The following is a 16,200-nucleotide window of genomic DNA, read 5'->3' as shown; positions in this document are numbered from 1 at the left end:
GGTTGAAATAAATGTTTGAAAAAAACGGCTGATAGGTTATCCGCGCAGCATAGGATAAGTATCGCGTCCATTCGTGCACGCAAGTAAAAGCCGGGAGGGAGGGGACGGGATGCGGGCGATCGCCAAGCTAATGCTGACAGCGCTGTTTCTTGTTACCGGCGTTGCGCTCAATATCCGGCTGGAAACGACGGTCAAGGCGGATTTGGAAACGAGCGCCAATGCGGGGCTTACGACAAACGCCAATGCGAAGGTGGAGTCGGCCGATAAGGCGGAGCAAGTCGTGCCGGCCGGGATTGCCCGGCTTGAGCGGGAGTTCGCGCGGCAGTTTGCCGGCAGGTCCGCGTCGTTTACCTCTATTTTCGAAGGAGATCCCTCCCGGTTAAACAAGTCGATCGCTTCCGTGATCGGCAGGGCGCTGCACCTGGATGACTACACCGCCTATATTATCGACTCTTACACTTATACCGTCCGCAGCCGCGGCAGCCTCTCCAGCATTCAGCTTCAGGTCCGTTACCGGGAAACGCAGGACCAAACCGCAGAGGTCGACCGTGAAGTGAAGAAGGCGCTCGGGCAAATTCTACAGCCGGACATGAACGCAGACGAAAAAGTGAAGTTTGTTCACGATTGGGTCGTCAGGCGTCTAGCCTACGATGAGTCGCTGCAGCGTTATACGGCGTACGAGGCGCTCCGTTACGGCAAAGCGGTCTGCCAAGGATACGCGCTGCTTACATACAAAATGCTAAGCGCCGCCGGCATACCGGTCCGGATCGTCGAAGGAAAGGTCGCCTCCGGCGACCACGCATGGAATCTGGTGCTGCTCGGCGGCCGCTGGTACCATATGGACACCACCTGGGACGATCCACTTCCGGACCGGCCGGGCAGAGTGCGCTATGACTATTATTTGAAGACCGATGAACAGATGCGGGAGGACCACAGCTGGACCCGGCCCTATCCCGAAGCGGTGACCGAATATGACGGCCGGCACTGACCGTTTTGCCTGAAAAAAAGAGACACGAGTCCGTCCCGTAACAACGGGATCGGCTTCGTGTCTTTTTCGCAATCTATAGAATTTATAAATTTTCGGGGCTGGAGCGGGATTTACGCCTCACGAGAGGCAGTTCGTGTACACTGCCGGAGCGGATGGAGGTGCAACTCGCAGCACACCGAGCGCATACGCTCGGGCTTTCTGCTGCAGCCGGAGCGAAAGGCAACCATGTCGTGCAGTACGAGAAGTAGTTTTATTAAAAAACATGCGTTCGTACATCTTTTTTCTTCTCTATTTATCCACCTCGTAAAATTCCTGCCAAAATGCAGTTTTTTCTCGTTCAAGCGTTTGTTCAGGCAATAAAAGCTTGAAATACCTGCACAATAGCAGGTTTTCCCTCTCGATAAGCGATTTTGATCGATAATACCTGCACATATGCAGGTTTAGGGCGGCTCGTCCTCGCGAACGACCTCGGGGTTTGCCCCTTTGGAGCTTGCTGCGCCCGCTGAGTCTTCCCCGTCGTCAGCCCGCTACTTACTCAGCGGGCGCAGAGCCTTTGCGCATCGCCGTCATCTGCTGCCATACCGATCCGGCCGCTTCCTCGCCGCTGCGGATGCGCTCCAGCGCCATCTGCGCCTGCAGCCGGATTTCGAATTCGGCATCCTCGGCCGCCGTTTCCAGCGCCGGAACCGCGCTCTCGTCCCCGGCTTCGTACAGGAAGCGCGCCGCCCGCCAGCGGACGAGCTTGTTGCGGTCGGCCAGCGCTTCGATCATCGGCGCGACGGCGGCCGGATCGCCGATGTCCGACAGCGTATCGCCGGCCGTCCGGCGCACCGACGCCGAGGCGTCGCGCAGCGCGCGGAACAGCAGCGGCAGCGCTTCGGGGCCGCGCATGTCGCCCAGGTAGACGACGGCTAGCCGCCGGATAGAGGCGTTCTCGTCGGCGAGCGCCCGCTCGAGCAGCGGCAGCGCCGCCGCGTCCGCCTTCTCCAGCCGCTCCAGCGCCGCGTAGCGGCTCTGCCAGTCCGGCGCCGCGAACCGCTCGAGCACGCGCGCCGCGTCAAGCGGCTCCGGGCGCGGGGCCGGCGCGCCCTCCGGCGCATCCGTCCCGCCGAGCGCCAGCGACGCTTCGGCGAGCGCGTCGAGCCGCTCCGCCGGATAGGCCGCCTCCAGCTCGCGGACGATCTCCGCCGCGATGTCCTCGGGCTCGCCGTACCGTACGCCGAACTCCTCCAGCATCCGCTCGCGAATCATCGACGCCCCGGCGGCTTTGCCGACCGCGTCCGCGAACGGCTTCGGCAGCGCGGCGCGCGTCTCGCCGCTCTCGGTACGCACGCGCACCTGCATCGGGATGCCGCGGAACATCTGCACCAGCACGTGCGCCTCTCCGAAGCCGCTTTCCGCATCCGGTCCGCCGCTGCCGGCGGAGGCTCCCTGGCCGTCCGCGGCCTGCAGCAGCTCGCGCGCCTTGGCCAGAATGCCCGCCCAGTCGGCCCCGGGCTTGCGGTCCAGCGCGATGAAATCCGCCGTCCGGAACAGTCCCCGCACCCCTGCGATTTCCAGCAGCCCGCGCAGCGGTTCAGGGGCGGAATCCGCATCGGCGGGCGTGTAGCTGATCCTTCGTCCCCGCGCCAGCGTCTCGTCCACATTCAGCTTCATGGAATTCGGACTTGGCGTCGGCTCTATCGAAAGCAATTTCATTTTTATTCCTCCGTCCATTGGGTATAAAAGAAGTAATGTACCTTTTAGTGTACCCCAAGCAAGGCGCTGACCTCAAACACGAACGTTTAAGCGCGCGGTTCGACATTATTTTCGAAAAATTCAATAATTAATTGATTTCGCTGCCTGCGCTTGGTATCTTAATTAGAAAGCACGTCAGGCTTCAGAAAGCGGGGATGACGTTTTGCGCAAGTCGAAATTTGACAATATGGACCGTGTTCAAACGGAGAAGACGTCCAAGCATTTCAAGCGGTGGGGCCAGGAACGCATACTGCGTCTCAGGGCCAGAGATTACTCGTTCACCGTACCGAACGTTAGCCCGGACACGGCCTTTTTATACCATAATCATACGAAGCCGTCGGTGACCTGGATCGGGCATTCCACATTTTTGATCCAGCTTGCCGGCATTAATATCGTAACCGATCCCGTTTGGGCGGGTCAGATGGGGTTTCACCGCCGGCTCGTGCCGCCGGGAATTCCGATCGAACAGATGCCGCCGATCGATCTCGTGCTCATTTCCCATTCCCATTACGATCATCTGCATATCGCTTCGCTGCACCGTCTCGGCGGACCGAAGACGATTCTCGTGCCGGCGGGCCTTGGCCGGAAGCTGAAGATGAAAGGGTTCGGCAGAGTGAGCGAGCTGCACTGGTGGGAATCGATTTATTTCAAAGGGCTGAAAATATCGTTCGTCCCGTCCCAGCACTGGGCGCGCCGCAACCCCTGGGATATGAACAGCTCGCATTGGGGCGGCTGGGTAATCGAGCCCGAGCACGGGCTCGCCGCCTATGATCCGAAGAAGCTGGCATTGGGCGAGCCGTCGGCCGCACCGACCGGAATTGCCGGCACAGCGAAAGCCGAAGCCGGCGAACGGGGCGCAGCGGCAAACGGCCCGGCGGGCACGCCGTCTACGGGCGGCAACGCGGCAGCTGACGCCCCAGCCGATCCGGGTGCGGCGGCCGGCAACCGCGCCGCATCGGCGACTGTAGGCGACGCCCCGGCCGATCCGGGTGCAGCTGCCGGCAACCACGCCGCATCGGCGACTGCAGCTGACGCCCCGGCCGATCCGGGTGCGGCGGCCGGGAACCGCGCCGCATCGCCGGCAGCGGCCGGAGGCCCCGCAGAAGCGGGCGGTACACCCGCCGCTTCTGCCGGCGCCGCAAGCGCGGCCTTCGGCACGGGCGCAGCGGCTGCCCAAGCGGCCGCTTCCGCTTTGAAGCCGCGCGGCTTGACCGAGCTGTTCGCGCCGGGGCAGCGGCGGCCGGTCGTTCCGAAATTTCCGACCGTCTACTTTGCGGGAGACAGCGGCTACTTCCGCGGTTTCCGCGATATCGGCGCGCGCTTTAACATCGATGTCGCGCTCATGCCGATCGGCGCCTACGATCCGGAGTCGTTCATGGGCGTGCAGCATGTAACGCCCGAAGAGGCGCTGCAGGCGTTCCGCGATATCGGCGCCGACTGGTTCGTACCGATGCATTACGGGGCGTTCAAGCTGGCGGACGACACCCCCCGGGAAGCGCTGGAGCGCCTGGAGGCCGGACGGGCGGAGCAGGGAATCGAAGCCGACCGGATCGTCGTGCTTCCGCACGGGGAGACGTGGCGGTTGTCCGGACAATGAGAACCCCGAATGGCAAATGCGGAGAACGGCTTGCCAAATACGCGCATCGTTCACAGCGGCAAAGAGTGATATACTGAATTTGACATTCAACTAGCGCCGGAAAGGGAAGCAGCCGGTTTCAGGAGGGTAAATTTCACAATGACTCAAGCACCAATTCGTATCGGAGTGATTGGCGCCGGAGGGATCGGCAACGTTCACATCGAGACATTCAAGCAAATCCCGGAAGCGGAAGTCCGCGCCGTGACCGATGCCTATTTGCCGCTGGCGGAAAAAAGAGCCGAGGAGCACGAAATTCCGGTTGTCCATAACAGCCCGGAGGCTATGCTCGCAGATTCGGAGATCGATGCCGTTGTCATCGGGGTGCCGAACCAGTTTCATGCGCCGCTGGCTGTAGAGGCGCTGAAGAGCGGCAAGCACGTGCTGCTGGAGAAGCCGATGGCGATCGATTCGGCCAATGCCCGCGCGATACTGGATGCAAAGATGGCGTCCGGCAAAACGCTGATGATGGCACACCAGATGCGCTGGAACCCTATCATCCGCGGCATTAAGGAATATATCGACAACGGCAGCGTCGGCCGGATCTACAACGCCAAGGCTGGCTGGTGCCGCAAGAAAGGGATTCCCGGCTGGGGCTCCTGGTTCACGCGCAAGGACCAGGCAGGCGGCGGCCCGCTGATCGACCTCGGCGTGCACATGCTGGATGTTTCCCTCTATCTGATGGGAAGTCCGCGTCCGGTCTCCGTATACGGCACGACGTATGCGGAATTCGGTCCGCAGCGCCAAGGAATCGGCAGCTGGGGAACGCCGAACTGGGACGGCTATTATGACGTCGAGGATCTGGCGACGGCGATGATCAAGATGGACAACGGCGCGACGCTTACGCTCGATGTAAGCTGGGCGGCCCATTCGACCGGAATCGGAGAGGATCCGTTCCTCCACCTGATGGGAACCGAAGGCGGCGTGTCGATGCTCGGCAGCACCGGAAAATTCGTCACTCACGATGAAGAAGGCGTGGCGGAGACCGACATTCAGCCGCTCGAAGGCGAGAGCGACCGGGTTTTGCTCAGCCGCCACTTTTTGGAGTGTGTGCGCACTGGAAGGGAACCGATCACTTCGGGAATGTCCGGCTACACGAACAACCGCATTCTCGACGCCATCTACGAATCGTCGCGCATCGGCGGCGAAGTGAAGCTGATCTGGAACTAAGCATTACGCTCTTTCGCGTCCGTCCGTTAACGGCAGCGGCATCGTCCGTGCCCGGACGGGCGCCGCAGGGTTGCAATGACAAGTTTATCAATTATGGGAGGTGATGCGGCAGCCGACTTGGTTAGTACCATTTCTGAAAATTAAAAGGAAAAGAAATGGAGGATGATTATATTTGAAGCTGAATACGAAGATCTTGGATGGTTTCAGGTTTTTGTTGGCGTTATGGGTTGCTGCCGGACATTTTTATATCCTTATCGGCGGCACGAAGTTTTTCAACATTCCGATCATTTCGTATTTATTGGGCCATCCGATCATCGCAGTTAATGGATTTATGGTCATCACGGGCTTCTTAATGACTTATCATTACATATTAAGGGAAAGCAAAGAGCCTTTCCGTGAAGTTTCGACCGGCATCAAGTTTGTCCTCAGACGGTTGTTCCGGTTATATCCGGTCTATTTTTTAGCGATCATGGCTGCGTTTTTCCTCGTGGAATACATGTATCGGTTTAGAGCGGAGACCCTTGAATTCTTTACCGGAAGCACCCTCACCGCATTTGGCGCCGAAAGCAAAATGGAAACGCCGACTCTATTGGGACTGTTTTCGCATTTATTGTTCGTTCATGGACTTATCCCTCATCAGGACAGCTCAATTCTATCCGTCGCATGGAGTTTATCATTGGAAATGCAGTTTTATGTTCTGTTCCCCGTCATATTTGCTTTCCTGTTTACGAAAAAGACCCATTTGAAATTTATCGTGCTGACCATCCTCTCCACGCTTATCTCCGTATTGACCCTTTCATTCTATAAACAATATTTTGATATGCCCGCCGCCCTGATTTTCAGAATGCCGATTTTTTTATTGGGAATGATGCTCGCCGCCGCAGGTTTGGGAAAACTGAAATGGAGATATGTGTTGTTGAACGGCGCAGTCATTTAGCGTTCGAGGATAAATATTCGGCAGCATTGGTGATAACGTTAGTTCTTTTCCTTTTGCTGGAGCAATTCAAATCCTTTTTGCCTTCCGTGCTTTATAAAGTACTGAACTTTTTTTCCGCTTTGTTATCGAATAAAGTTTCAAAGTTTGGTGCGGATATCTCCTATTCCTTATACTTAATGCATTTAATTATTCTCCCGTTTATTTTAAAGTTCTATATTTCGTTTCAACTATCGAAGTTTGTGACAGCAGGCTTAACATTCGCAACCTTCATTATCGTCAATTTCGCTTTGTCGTATCTGTTGCACCTTTATGTGGAGCAGCCTTTTATTCGTCTAGGGAAGAATGCCGTTAATAGGATCGGATCGAGGTCCCCGGCAGAAAAAGCGCGTGCGGCAAGTAAAACGGCTGTATAATCGTTATTCGCACATCGGCAGCAAATCAGAGTAACAGACGCCCTTTCGCGTCCGTCCGTTAACGGCAGCAGCAGCGCCGGAATACGGACGGGGGCGAAAGGTTTTTTTTAGCAATTTTTTACGTAATCCGCATGTTCAACTCCCCATCTTTTGATAAACTTATAAGAAAAACTTTACTTCCTGCGCTGCTAAATTTGGAACGATGTTTCGATATGCGAAAGGGGAATTGGTTTGCCTTACATCATCAGAATCATCTACAGCTTTCTGCTGCCGCCGGGTATTATTATCGTGCTGCTGTTCGCATCTTCTATTTTTTTGTTTATGAAAAATTACCGGAAGTCTTCGTACGCTCTGCTGATTTGTACGATCTTGTTTTATTTGTCCTGTCTCACATATGTAGGGTCAATCATTCATAAACAGAACCAAAGCCAATATCCGTTTCCGAGTGAAATATCGGGCGACAGCATTCTCGTGCTGGGCGAGGGGGCAAACGCCAATGTCATGACGGTTGACGGCAAAGGGTCGCTATCCGGACAAACGGCATTAAATGTAATCGAAGTGGTGAAATTGTACAACAAGCTGCATGTGCCGATCATTTTATCCGGAGGCAACGGGCTTGGCAATGCAAATGCCGGAAACGAGGCCAGGTTGTCCAAACGCGAATTGCTCGCGATGCAGGTCCCCGAAGATCAGATTATTGTTGAAGACCGCAGCAGAACGACGCAAGAAAATGCAAGGTACGCTGCGCAAATTTTGAAACAAAAAAACCTCGCGCATCCCATACTCGTTACATCGGCGTCGCACATGGCCAGATCGGTTGAGCTGTTCAAGAAGGAGGGGATCGAGGTTACCCCGCTGCCGGTACAAGCGATTCAGGTTGAAAAGCGGAAATACAATCTGTTTGATTTTCTTCCTTCGGTCAATGGACTGCTGCAGGTCAATGGTACATTGAGAGAGTATTTAGGAAAGCTCCAGTAAGATTTCCTGAATGGCGTGTATTCCCAACAGATGGTACATTATAGTTTAGGATTCGCCATACTTTTATCCATCGGATGAATAGTCGCGACAAATGTGCTGCAGATTTGGCTAAGCAATCAAAAATCAGGGAGAATCGCCATGGATACATACCCGGCCGAACTTTTTCAATTCCTGGAACGGCTCGAGCCCATCTATATTCACGCGGCTGTTGCGAATCGGAACGGGCTGCCGCTTAGCTGCCGCGGTTACGGCGTCAGGGAACACCTGGAGCATGAGCTGGTTTGGATCTACATCTTAACAAGCCAATGGCTGCGTATCCAACCTTACCTGGAGCATCAGCCATGGCTGGCCGTGCTTCTGACATCCGGAGTGGACAATGAATCGTTTCAGCTCAAGGGGACGTTTGCCGGATGCAGGGCGCTCGCGGAAGATGACTGCACTTTTCTCGAACGGTCACGAAATGCCGCCTCACAATTTTTTCCCCATCTCGCTGCCTTGCAGGTTATGAATGCCTCGGATTGTCTTGCAATCGGCATGAAGGTGAAAGCCGTCTATTTGCAAACCCCCGGTCCCCATGCAGGATCCTTATTGATGGAAAGGAGATAAAGGATGCTGCCTTCACAGATCATGTCATCATTCAACGGAGTTTATCCGTCTGTGCTTGTTACCGGTTCATCGGAAGGGATCGCAAATGTAACCAACCTATCGAGAGTTTGGCATGTGGATGCCGAGCACGTTGCGGTGGCGGATCAGTTGTTCCATAAGACGGGCGCCAATCTCGCGGAGAATCCGCATGCGTTGATCAAAACGGTGACTCCGCACGACCTTCAAGTCTGGGAGCTCGGCGTGAAATATGTTCGCTCTGAGCAGGAAGGTCCACTCTTTGACAAGCTGCGCGAAGATCTGAACGCTATCCATTGGATGGCGGCGGTTGCGAATCCGGTTCCGCTTCGGTCGGCCATCCTGTTTCAAGTGCTGTCCGTACGTCAATGCGTGGAGGAATCGCGCCCTTTGACGCCTCCGTCGGAAACATACGGAGACTTGCTGAAGGTGCTTGGACAGCAGCTCCAGTTGAACAGGTCCTCGTACTGGCTGCCCATGCAAGGATCCCTAGAAGGCGATTTGCAGCTCCTTGCATCGAGAGGCGTCCCGGGGGCCGGAACGAATGAGCGGGCGTTTGAGCCGATGCGGCGGCTGGCCGCGCTCGTTTGGGAGAATAAGCGCGTCGTGCGGCTTCGGAACATTCGCTCGCAAATCAAATACATCCATACGATCCGACCGGAAGCGGAGCAAGTCTCTTCATTCCCGTTGCCAAACAGCTTTTTGGGTTTTCCAATCATCGCTTTCGGTACGGTGATCGGCATCGTCTGCTGCGAAGAGACGGGGGTGACTGCGCAAGCGTTCGATCGGTTGGACGACCGGTTTCTGATGCATCTGGCGGATGAACTCGGGGAGACGTTAGCGCCGCTTCCTCCCGCTGCCGACGATGACCGCGAGTTGTTGTTCAGTCAAGTTGTCGAGCGTATGAAAATGAAATGGGACAAAATGACCGATCCCTTTCATACGGTGCTCAGCGCCCGGGAACGGCAGGTGTCGGCTTATGTTGCCAAAGGCCACACGAATGCGGAAATCGCGGACATATTATTTGTCAGCAAGCGGACGGTCACCACGCATTTGGAACGCATTTTTCAGAAATTGCAGGTCACCTCCCGCGCCGCTCTAACAAGGTACGTAATGGAAAAAGGGCTGCTTGCCGAGGATGAGGATGCAGGCCGCTAACCAAAATACAAAATACGTATTCCTACCGATACAAAGGCACCGTCTTTCCCCGATATGATTGGAAATGTAATTCTACATTTCTCTCGGGGGTTGGTGGATATTTTGGAATGGCTCGTTTTGCTTCATGTGATGACGGCGGTGCTGGGGCTAGGGCCCGCTTATGCTTTCCCGTTTATTTTGCGGGATGCGAGTTTCGCGCCGGAAATGGAAAAAACGCTCGGCTTAGTTGCGCGGCTGGAGATGTTCCCCAAAATTTTCGGTACCCTTGCCGTCGTTTCCGGCCTCGTGCTGTTCTGGATCGGATCGTACGGATCGTTTACGCAACTGTGGATACTGGGCACTCTGATCCTGTATGTGATTATTGAAGTGCTGATCGTCGGCTTCCTGAATCCGACCGTAAGCAAGCTGCAGGCTTCCCTTCAAGCTCTGGATATGACGGGCAACAGTGAGCTTCCCGCTCACGTTAAACAAATGTATGCCAAAGTCCGCAATCTCCATCTATGGGCGTCGGTGCTCAGCCTTATTATTTTCATCTTTATGATCCTGAAACCGGGTTAACGGGAGGAGAGACCGCGATGAACAGATGGCAACAGATGTATTTGAACGCCATTCAGGCGGAGGCGGGCCCCCCCGGTTTCGACCATTTGCAGCGCCTGATCCAGCTTCACCTGCACCGCATTCCTTTCGAAAATATTAGCAAGCTGCATTACTACCGGCACCAAGCAACGACAGGGCTGCGATGGCTGCCTGCGATGGAAACGTTCTTAAGCAACTTCATGGAACAGGGGCTCGGCGGAAACTGCTATATTTTAAACGTCCATTTCGGGAAATTGCTTGAGTCGCTAGGCTATCAAGTCGATATCGTGCGTGCGACCGGGGGAAACACGCATTTGGCGCTAATGGTAACGGTCGACCGCCAAACGTATTATGTGGATGTCGGCTACGGCGCCCCTTTGTTCGAGCCGATTGTGCCGGAGCAACAGCCGCATTTCACCCGATACGGGGAGGAAGTGCAGATCAAGCGGGTGGCCGACCGTCAATATCGGATTGACCGGCGGGTGAACGGGAACAGCCTGGTCACCAAATATATCGAATGGACGCCCGTCAGTCTGCAAAGCTTTGACGACGTCATTACGCATTCTTTAAGGGACGAAGATGATAATCTGTTCATGCGCAGAGTGATGGCGACGATATTTAAACCCGGCGGAGCCTATTCGGTCATCAATAATAAACTGTTTGTCAAAAGCGACAAAGGAACGGAAGTGCACGAATACACCCGCAAGCCGGATTGGATGTCGATGATGCGCGCGACGTTCGGTTTCCATGGCGGAGTTCTTGACGAAGCGCTTGAATTTCTGTCGGACCGGGGCCTCCGGTTGTTCTAAGGAATATTGTGCCACCCATTCGGACAAACTAACGGCAGTTGACAAGGCGAAGCGAATCCGACTGAAAAAAGGTGACACTATGCTCTACTCTTCCGCATCCCGCTTGCGGCCCCGGCAAAACCTGATGACCCGCCACGACATTCCTTTTTTGCGGAATTGGCCGCTGCACATCATGATCGCCGTATTTTTGCTCATCTGGGGATGGCTTGCTTTCTGGCCCGTTGTCCGCAGAGACTGGCTGCTCGAGAATATCCCGCTGGCGGCATTTATCGTGCTGCTCGCCTTTATGTACCGCAAAGTCGCGTTCAGCAACCTCTCCTACCTGTTCATCACGATCTTCTTCATTCTGCATACGGTCGGCGCGCATTACGCTTACCAGGTTCCGCTGGTGGACGACTGGTTCAGGAGTATCTTCCAAACGAAGCGGGGCGTCTATGACCGGCTCGTTCACCTAGCATTCGGCCTGCTCATTCTGCTGCCGATGCGCGAACTGGCGCTGCGGGTTTTGCGGCTCGGCGGCGTCTGGGCATATGCCGTTCCTTTCGCAGCGGTACTGTCGATGAGCGGGATCTATGAAATATCGGAGATGTGGGTGGCGCTGCTTGCCGATCCGAAGCTGGCGGCGCAGTACTTGGGATTGAAGGGAGACCCGCTCGATACGGCGAAGGACATGAGCATGACGCTGTTCGGCGTGCTGATCGCCTGCGGGCTGATCGCTTTGATTGGGTATATTCGGCACAAGGGACGGGATACCGAATAAAGTTGGCGCTGACCGGGAGGTCGGCGCTTTTTTCAACATAATAATTTTACGGGGTGAGAGTAGTCTTCCGCCTCGTTTTTGTTTTTATGACTTATGAAACTAACCTAAAGAATCGTATAATCGTTATTTCAGCAATAATTAGACTTCTTGAGCGATAACGAACCCTGCAATCATTATTTCATCAAAAAACAACCCAATGAAGTCGATAGGAATAGAATAGTGACTCTACGATTCGTTAGAGCTTGGAACAGGTGCAATGTGTACAAATAACGATGACTCGGTTCGTAAGCCATACGAGCGGTGGCATGCTGATCTTGTGATCCGCAGATGTTCAGCGGGCAGGCTTGCTGCCCGTATCTTTATAGCGGCTCCCCAATTCCCGATGATGGGATAATGGAAGAAAAAAGATTGGCGCTGTTCGTCCCTTTTTGCTTGGTCCCCCCGGACATTTGGCGGCTCATATGGTATAATGAGCTGATATTTGCTGAAATTTTTATGCGAAGGACGGGATCTGTCACAATGATAAGCACAAGCGGCGTTTCGCTCCGTTACGGGAAGCGGCCACTGTTTGAAGATGTTAATATTAAGTTCAACCCGGGCAACTGCTACGGTCTGATCGGCGCCAACGGCGCGGGCAAATCGACGTTTCTGAAAATTTTGTCCGGCGAAATCGAGCCTCATACGGGCGAAGTACACATTACGCCGGGCGAGCGGCTGGCCGTTCTGAAGCAGAACCATTTCGAATACGACCAGTTTACCGTGCTCGAGACGGTCATTATGGGCCATAAGAAGCTGTATGACGTCATGAAGGAAAAAGACGCGCTCTACGCCAAAGCCGATTTCACCGACGAGGACGGCATGCGCGCCGGCGAGCTGGAAGCGGAATTCGCCGACATGAACGGCTGGGAAGCCGAATCGGAAGCGGCTGAGATGCTGAACGGCCTCGGCATTACGCCTGATCTGCACGACAAGAAGATGGAAGAGCTCGGCGGCAACGAGAAAATCCGCGTCCTGCTGGCGCAAGCGCTGTTCGGACAACCGAACATCCTGCTGCTTGACGAGCCTACCAACCATTTGGATATGCAGTCCATCGAGTGGCTGGAGAACTTCCTGGCCGGCTACGAGGGCACCGTTATCGTCGTATCCCATGACCGTCACTTCCTGAACACGGTCTGTACGCATATCGCCGACATCGACTTCGGCAAGATCCAGCTATACGTCGGCAACTACGACTTCTGGTACGAATCGAGTCAGCTTGCGCTCGCACTGATGCGCGACCAGAACAAGAAGAAGGAAGACAAGATCAAGGAGCTGCAGGCGTTCGTTCAGCGGTTCAGCGCCAACAAATCGAAGGCGAAGCAGGCGACGTCCCGGAAGAAGCTGCTGGAGAAAATTACGCTCGACGACATTCGTCCGTCGAACCGCAAGTATCCGTTCATCAACTTCAAGCCGGAGCGCGAAGCGGGCAAGCAGCTGCTGCTGGCCGAAGGCCTTACGAAGTCGGTTGACGGCGAGAAACTGATCGACAACCTGACGTTTACGATCAACAAAGGCGACAAAATCGCGTTTGTCGGCCCGAACAGCCTGCCAAAGTCGGTGCTGTTCGAGCTTCTGACCGGCGAAACGGAAGCCGATTCCGGTACGTTCCAATGGGGGATCACGACGTCGCAGGCGTATTTCCCGAAGGACAACTCCGAATATTTCGACGGCGTCGACGAAACGCTCGTTGACTGGCTGCGTCAGTATTCCAAAGACCAGGACGAATCGTTCATCCGCGGCTTCCTCGGCCGCATGCTGTTCTCCGGCGACGAAGCGCTGAAGAAAGCGAGCGTCCTGTCCGGGGGCGAGAAAGTCCGCTGCATGCTGTCGAAGATGATGCTGTCCGGCTCCAACGTCCTGATCATGGACGAACCGACCAACCACTTGGATCTGGAATCGATCACCGCGCTCAACAACGGGCTGATCGACTTCGACGGCACGCTGCTGTTCACGTCCCATGACCATCAGTTCGTGCAAACCATTGCGAACCGCATCATGGAAATTACGCCAAACGGCCTCATCGACCGGATGATGTCGTACGACGAATACCTCGAAAGCGACGAAGTCAAGGCGCTGCGCGCGCGGATGTACCCGGCCGAATAAGGCATCGTCACTCATATAAATACCGCAGAGCGGATCGTCCATGACAAAGGGCGGTCCGCTTTTTTTTCCGCCACAGCACGAATGATGTTTCTTCCCTTCTCCCAAATCGGCTCCCTTTCGGTCAATTGTGGATCGATCGCACCGCTGGCAGCGATGGGGTCGCAGGTGCAGCCGTCGCACCTCGCGCGGGGAACAGCGCCCCGCGACCTCGGGCGGGGACTGCGCCCCGCGACCTTCGAGAGCTAACGGCTGGCAAAGTCGTTATTTTGCTCAAAATGCCCTTTTGCAAAATGTAACGGTTGTCAGAGACCTTATCTAATGCTTTCCACCCAAACAGGGCCATTTTTTCATACAATAAAGGCGCTCAGCTCCGTTAAAATTTTCAAATGGATCATTTTCATCAAATTAGAGGCTGTGGCAGCCGTTAGGAAAGAGTAACCCGGCATCCATCGACTCCCTCATCCGGAACGAATCGAATCGGGCTGAGTCGAACTTTTCCAAAAATGTTCCTTTTCGGTCAAATGAGGAAAGTTTGATCAGCGTTTGGGCAACAATAACGGGGTTAAGCGTTCGCGGACTTTTGTTGCAGAGGAGCAAACTAGTTGTCGGGGGCCATGAAAGTGCGCACGGATCAACACTGTTTCTCTAGACCCACTGCGGATCGGTCGGATATGATTTTATGAGGGAACTATTTTTGCGCGAGAGGAGTCGAGCGGATCTTGATTCAAGATCAATATTCCGAAATCCGGCAAGGGGAAAAAGGAGCCTGGGTCAGCATCGGCGCTTATCTGGTGCTCTCGGCGGCCAAGCTGGGTGCGGGGTACGGTTTCAATTCGGAGGCGCTTGTCGCCGACGGCTTCAACAATTTGACGGACATCATTGCCTCGGCAGCGGTGCTGATCGGGCTGCGCATTTCGCAGAAGCCTCCTGACAACGACCATGCGTACGGGCATTTCCGAGCGGAAACGATAGCGGCGCTTGTCGCCTCGTTTATTATGGCCATGGTCGGGGTTCAGGTGCTGATTACCGTCGCCCGGTCGTTTTTCGCAGGGGAAAGGGAGGTTCCGGGGGTATTATCGGCCGTTGTGGCGATCGGATCGGCCGTTGTCATGGTGGGGGTCTATCTATATAATAAGCGGCTGGCGACGCGGATCAACAATCAGGCGCTGATGGCGGCGGCCAAGGACAATTTGTCCGATGCGCTTGTCAGTACCGGTGCGGCAATCGGCATTATCGGTTCGCAGCTCGGGCTGCCTTGGCTCGATCCGGTAGCTGCACTGGCAGTGGGGCTGCTCATTTGCAAGACGGCTTGGGAAATTTTTTACAGCTCTACGCACGCCTTGACGGACGGTTTCGATGACAAAAAGCTGAAGACGCTGCGTTACTCGATCGAACGGACGAAAGGCGTCAAGAGCATCAAAGACATCAAAGCGCGCGTGCACGGAAGCAACGTGCTGATCGACGTGATCGTGCAGGTCGATTCCCGGCTATCCGTCGTGGAAAGCCACCGGATCAGCGATGAAATCGAACGGCTGATGGAGCACAAGCATAACATTATGAGCGTCCACGTCCATGTGGAGCCGTATATGCCCGGGGCGGAAGAAGAGGCCGGCAAGGACGGGACGTTATCATAACATTACGGTTCACCTGTAGCGCGCGGCAAGCAGCTCTCCGTCCTGCAGGTGAACGGCGAGCAGAGACAAGGCGTTCTCAACAGAAGAGCGCCTTCATACAGCGGTCTCGCCCTGCATCATGGGAAGAGGCCGGGAAATAAGAAAGTACCCCTGCCGATACGGCATAAAGGGGTACTTATTGGCTGTATGTATAAAATTGTTCCGGTCAGCAGTGAGGCTCCACTGAAATGTTGTATGATGATAAGTAATTATGACTCGGTGCGATACGTTCCGTTCTCGCCGGGTCCAAATTTCTTTCCTGCCACTTCTCGAAGTGCTCCGCTTTAATTCCCAATTGAGAGACGATATCCTCCAGACTTAACATCTTTTCCATAGCTGCATCCTCCACTTTGTCAAGTTTCGGCGGCGGACTCCGTCATACGGCAAAGTCATCCTCCGATTGGAAAATGGTCGGTTGCACTACTAGCTCATCCTAACCCAAGTGCCCAGTTGCAGATTAGGATTCATCGCTCCCAATATTTTGTTGTTATTGTTATTATAAATTGATTTTTGACTAATGGGTAGAGGGGGAAATTGAATTAATTTGTCGAATTTTAGGGGTAAACATAGCCATACTGTCTGACAGCTATAAAGGCGATTGACGT

13 protein-coding genes, 2 pseudogenes and 1 riboswitch are annotated in these 16,200 nt (G+C 54.8%); of the genes and pseudogenes, 13 read left to right on the top strand and 2 right to left on the bottom strand.

The features are described 5' to 3' along the window. The first annotated feature begins 109 nt into the window (after positions 1-109). On the top strand, positions 110-988 hold the full coding sequence (locus VN24_RS04460; protein ID WP_052702782.1) for a transglutaminase domain-containing protein: 879 nt from the start codon (positions 110-112) through the stop codon (positions 986-988). Positions 989-1,519: 531 nt separating this feature from the next. Here VN24_RS04460 and VN24_RS04455 read toward each other — a convergent pair. Next, positions 1,520-2,686, bottom strand: a complete 1,167-nt coding sequence (locus VN24_RS04455; RefSeq protein ID WP_045669433.1) for a virulence factor — start codon at positions 2,684-2,686, stop codon at positions 1,520-1,522. A gap of 226 nt (positions 2,687-2,912) precedes the next feature. On the opposite strand from VN24_RS04455, the pseudogene VN24_RS27935 reads away from it, so the two are divergent. From VN24_RS27935 to VN24_RS04390, 12 genes and pseudogenes are all read left to right on the top strand, one after another. Further along, a pseudogene (locus VN24_RS27935) lies at positions 2,913-3,422 on the top strand (MBL fold metallo-hydrolase); the annotation flags it as partial. 561 nt (positions 3,423-3,983) lie between these two features. Beyond that, positions 3,984-4,322, top strand: a pseudogene (locus tag VN24_RS27930) (MBL fold metallo-hydrolase); the annotation flags it as partial. 138 nt (positions 4,323-4,460) lie between these two features. Beyond that, a complete protein-coding gene (locus tag VN24_RS04440; RefSeq protein WP_045669432.1) occupies positions 4,461-5,528 on the top strand; it encodes a Gfo/Idh/MocA family protein in 1,068 nt (355 codons plus the stop codon). A gap of 172 nt (positions 5,529-5,700) precedes the next feature. Beyond that, positions 5,701-6,465, top strand: coding sequence for an acyltransferase family protein (locus VN24_RS04435; RefSeq protein ID WP_045669431.1), 765 nt, complete (start codon positions 5,701-5,703; stop codon positions 6,463-6,465). 644 nt (positions 6,466-7,109) lie between these two features. Continuing rightward, a complete protein-coding gene (locus VN24_RS04425; RefSeq protein ID WP_045669429.1) occupies positions 7,110-7,856 on the top strand; it encodes a YdcF family protein in 747 nt (248 codons plus the stop codon). A 138-nt stretch (positions 7,857-7,994) separates the two neighbouring features. Beyond that, a complete protein-coding gene (locus VN24_RS04420) occupies positions 7,995-8,462 on the top strand; it encodes a hypothetical protein (protein WP_045669428.1) in 468 nt (155 codons plus the stop codon). A gap of 3 nt (positions 8,463-8,465) precedes the next feature. Further along, positions 8,466-9,635, top strand: a complete 1,170-nt coding sequence (locus tag VN24_RS27605; RefSeq protein WP_052702781.1) for a LuxR C-terminal-related transcriptional regulator — start codon at positions 8,466-8,468, stop codon at positions 9,633-9,635. A gap of 102 nt (positions 9,636-9,737) precedes the next feature. Beyond that, positions 9,738-10,193: a DUF2269 family protein gene (locus VN24_RS04410; protein ID WP_158453645.1), complete on the top strand. Its 456-nt coding sequence runs from the start codon at positions 9,738-9,740 to the stop codon at positions 10,191-10,193. A gap of 17 nt (positions 10,194-10,210) precedes the next feature. Then, on the top strand, positions 10,211-11,020 hold the full coding sequence (locus VN24_RS04405; RefSeq protein WP_045669427.1) for an arylamine N-acetyltransferase: 810 nt from the start codon (positions 10,211-10,213) through the stop codon (positions 11,018-11,020). A 79-nt stretch (positions 11,021-11,099) separates the two neighbouring features. After that, a complete protein-coding gene (locus tag VN24_RS04400; RefSeq protein WP_052702779.1) occupies positions 11,100-11,780 on the top strand; it encodes a DUF2238 domain-containing protein in 681 nt (226 codons plus the stop codon). A gap of 519 nt (positions 11,781-12,299) precedes the next feature. After that, complete coding sequence (locus VN24_RS04395; protein WP_045672959.1) at positions 12,300-13,922, top strand: ABC-F family ATP-binding cassette domain-containing protein; 1,623 nt, start codon at positions 12,300-12,302, stop codon at positions 13,920-13,922. A 716-nt stretch (positions 13,923-14,638) separates the two neighbouring features. Then, positions 14,639-15,556 carry a cation diffusion facilitator family transporter gene (locus VN24_RS04390; protein WP_082083612.1) on the top strand — a complete coding sequence of 306 codons (918 nt, stop codon included), beginning with the start codon at positions 14,639-14,641 and terminating at the stop codon, positions 15,554-15,556. A 205-nt stretch (positions 15,557-15,761) separates the two neighbouring features. On the opposite strand, the gene VN24_RS27600 is transcribed toward VN24_RS04390, so the two are convergent. Beyond that, complete coding sequence (locus VN24_RS27600; protein WP_158453644.1) at positions 15,762-15,929, bottom strand: hypothetical protein; 168 nt, start codon at positions 15,927-15,929, stop codon at positions 15,762-15,764. Positions 15,930-15,995: 66 nt separating this feature from the next. Continuing rightward, a riboswitch (cyclic di-GMP riboswitch) is annotated at positions 15,996-16,079 on the bottom strand. Between the last annotated feature and the right edge of the window lie 121 nt (positions 16,080-16,200).

The sequence above is a fragment of the Paenibacillus beijingensis genome, from assembly GCF_000961095.1.
Lineage (GTDB): Bacteria > Bacillota > Bacilli > Paenibacillales > Paenibacillaceae > Paenibacillus_O > Paenibacillus_O beijingensis.
The sequence above is the reverse complement of the archived record's forward strand: the minus strand, read 5'-3'. Positions and strand labels throughout refer to the sequence as shown.

What these genes read in the sequence shown, in the direction of transcription:
- VN24_RS04460 (WP_052702782.1), top strand. Translation starts at nt 110, where the DNA reads ATGCGGGCGATCGCCAAGCTAATGCTGACAGCGCTGTTTCTTGTTACC.
- VN24_RS04455 (WP_045669433.1), bottom strand. Translation starts at nt 2,686, where the DNA reads ATGAAATTGCTTTCGATAGAGCCGACGCCAAGTCCGAATTCCATGAAG.
- VN24_RS04440 (WP_045669432.1), top strand. Translation starts at nt 4,461, where the DNA reads ATGACTCAAGCACCAATTCGTATCGGAGTGATTGGCGCCGGAGGGATC.
- VN24_RS04420 (WP_045669428.1), top strand. Translation starts at nt 7,995, where the DNA reads ATGGATACATACCCGGCCGAACTTTTTCAATTCCTGGAACGGCTCGAG.
- VN24_RS27605 (WP_052702781.1), top strand. Translation starts at nt 8,466, where the DNA reads ATGCTGCCTTCACAGATCATGTCATCATTCAACGGAGTTTATCCGTCT.
- VN24_RS04405 (WP_045669427.1), top strand. Translation starts at nt 10,211, where the DNA reads ATGAACAGATGGCAACAGATGTATTTGAACGCCATTCAGGCGGAGGCG.
- VN24_RS04400 (WP_052702779.1), top strand. Translation starts at nt 11,100, where the DNA reads ATGCTCTACTCTTCCGCATCCCGCTTGCGGCCCCGGCAAAACCTGATG.
- VN24_RS04395 (WP_045672959.1), top strand. Translation starts at nt 12,300, where the DNA reads ATGATAAGCACAAGCGGCGTTTCGCTCCGTTACGGGAAGCGGCCACTG.
- VN24_RS27600 (WP_158453644.1), bottom strand. Translation starts at nt 15,929, where the DNA reads ATGGAAAAGATGTTAAGTCTGGAGGATATCGTCTCTCAATTGGGAATT.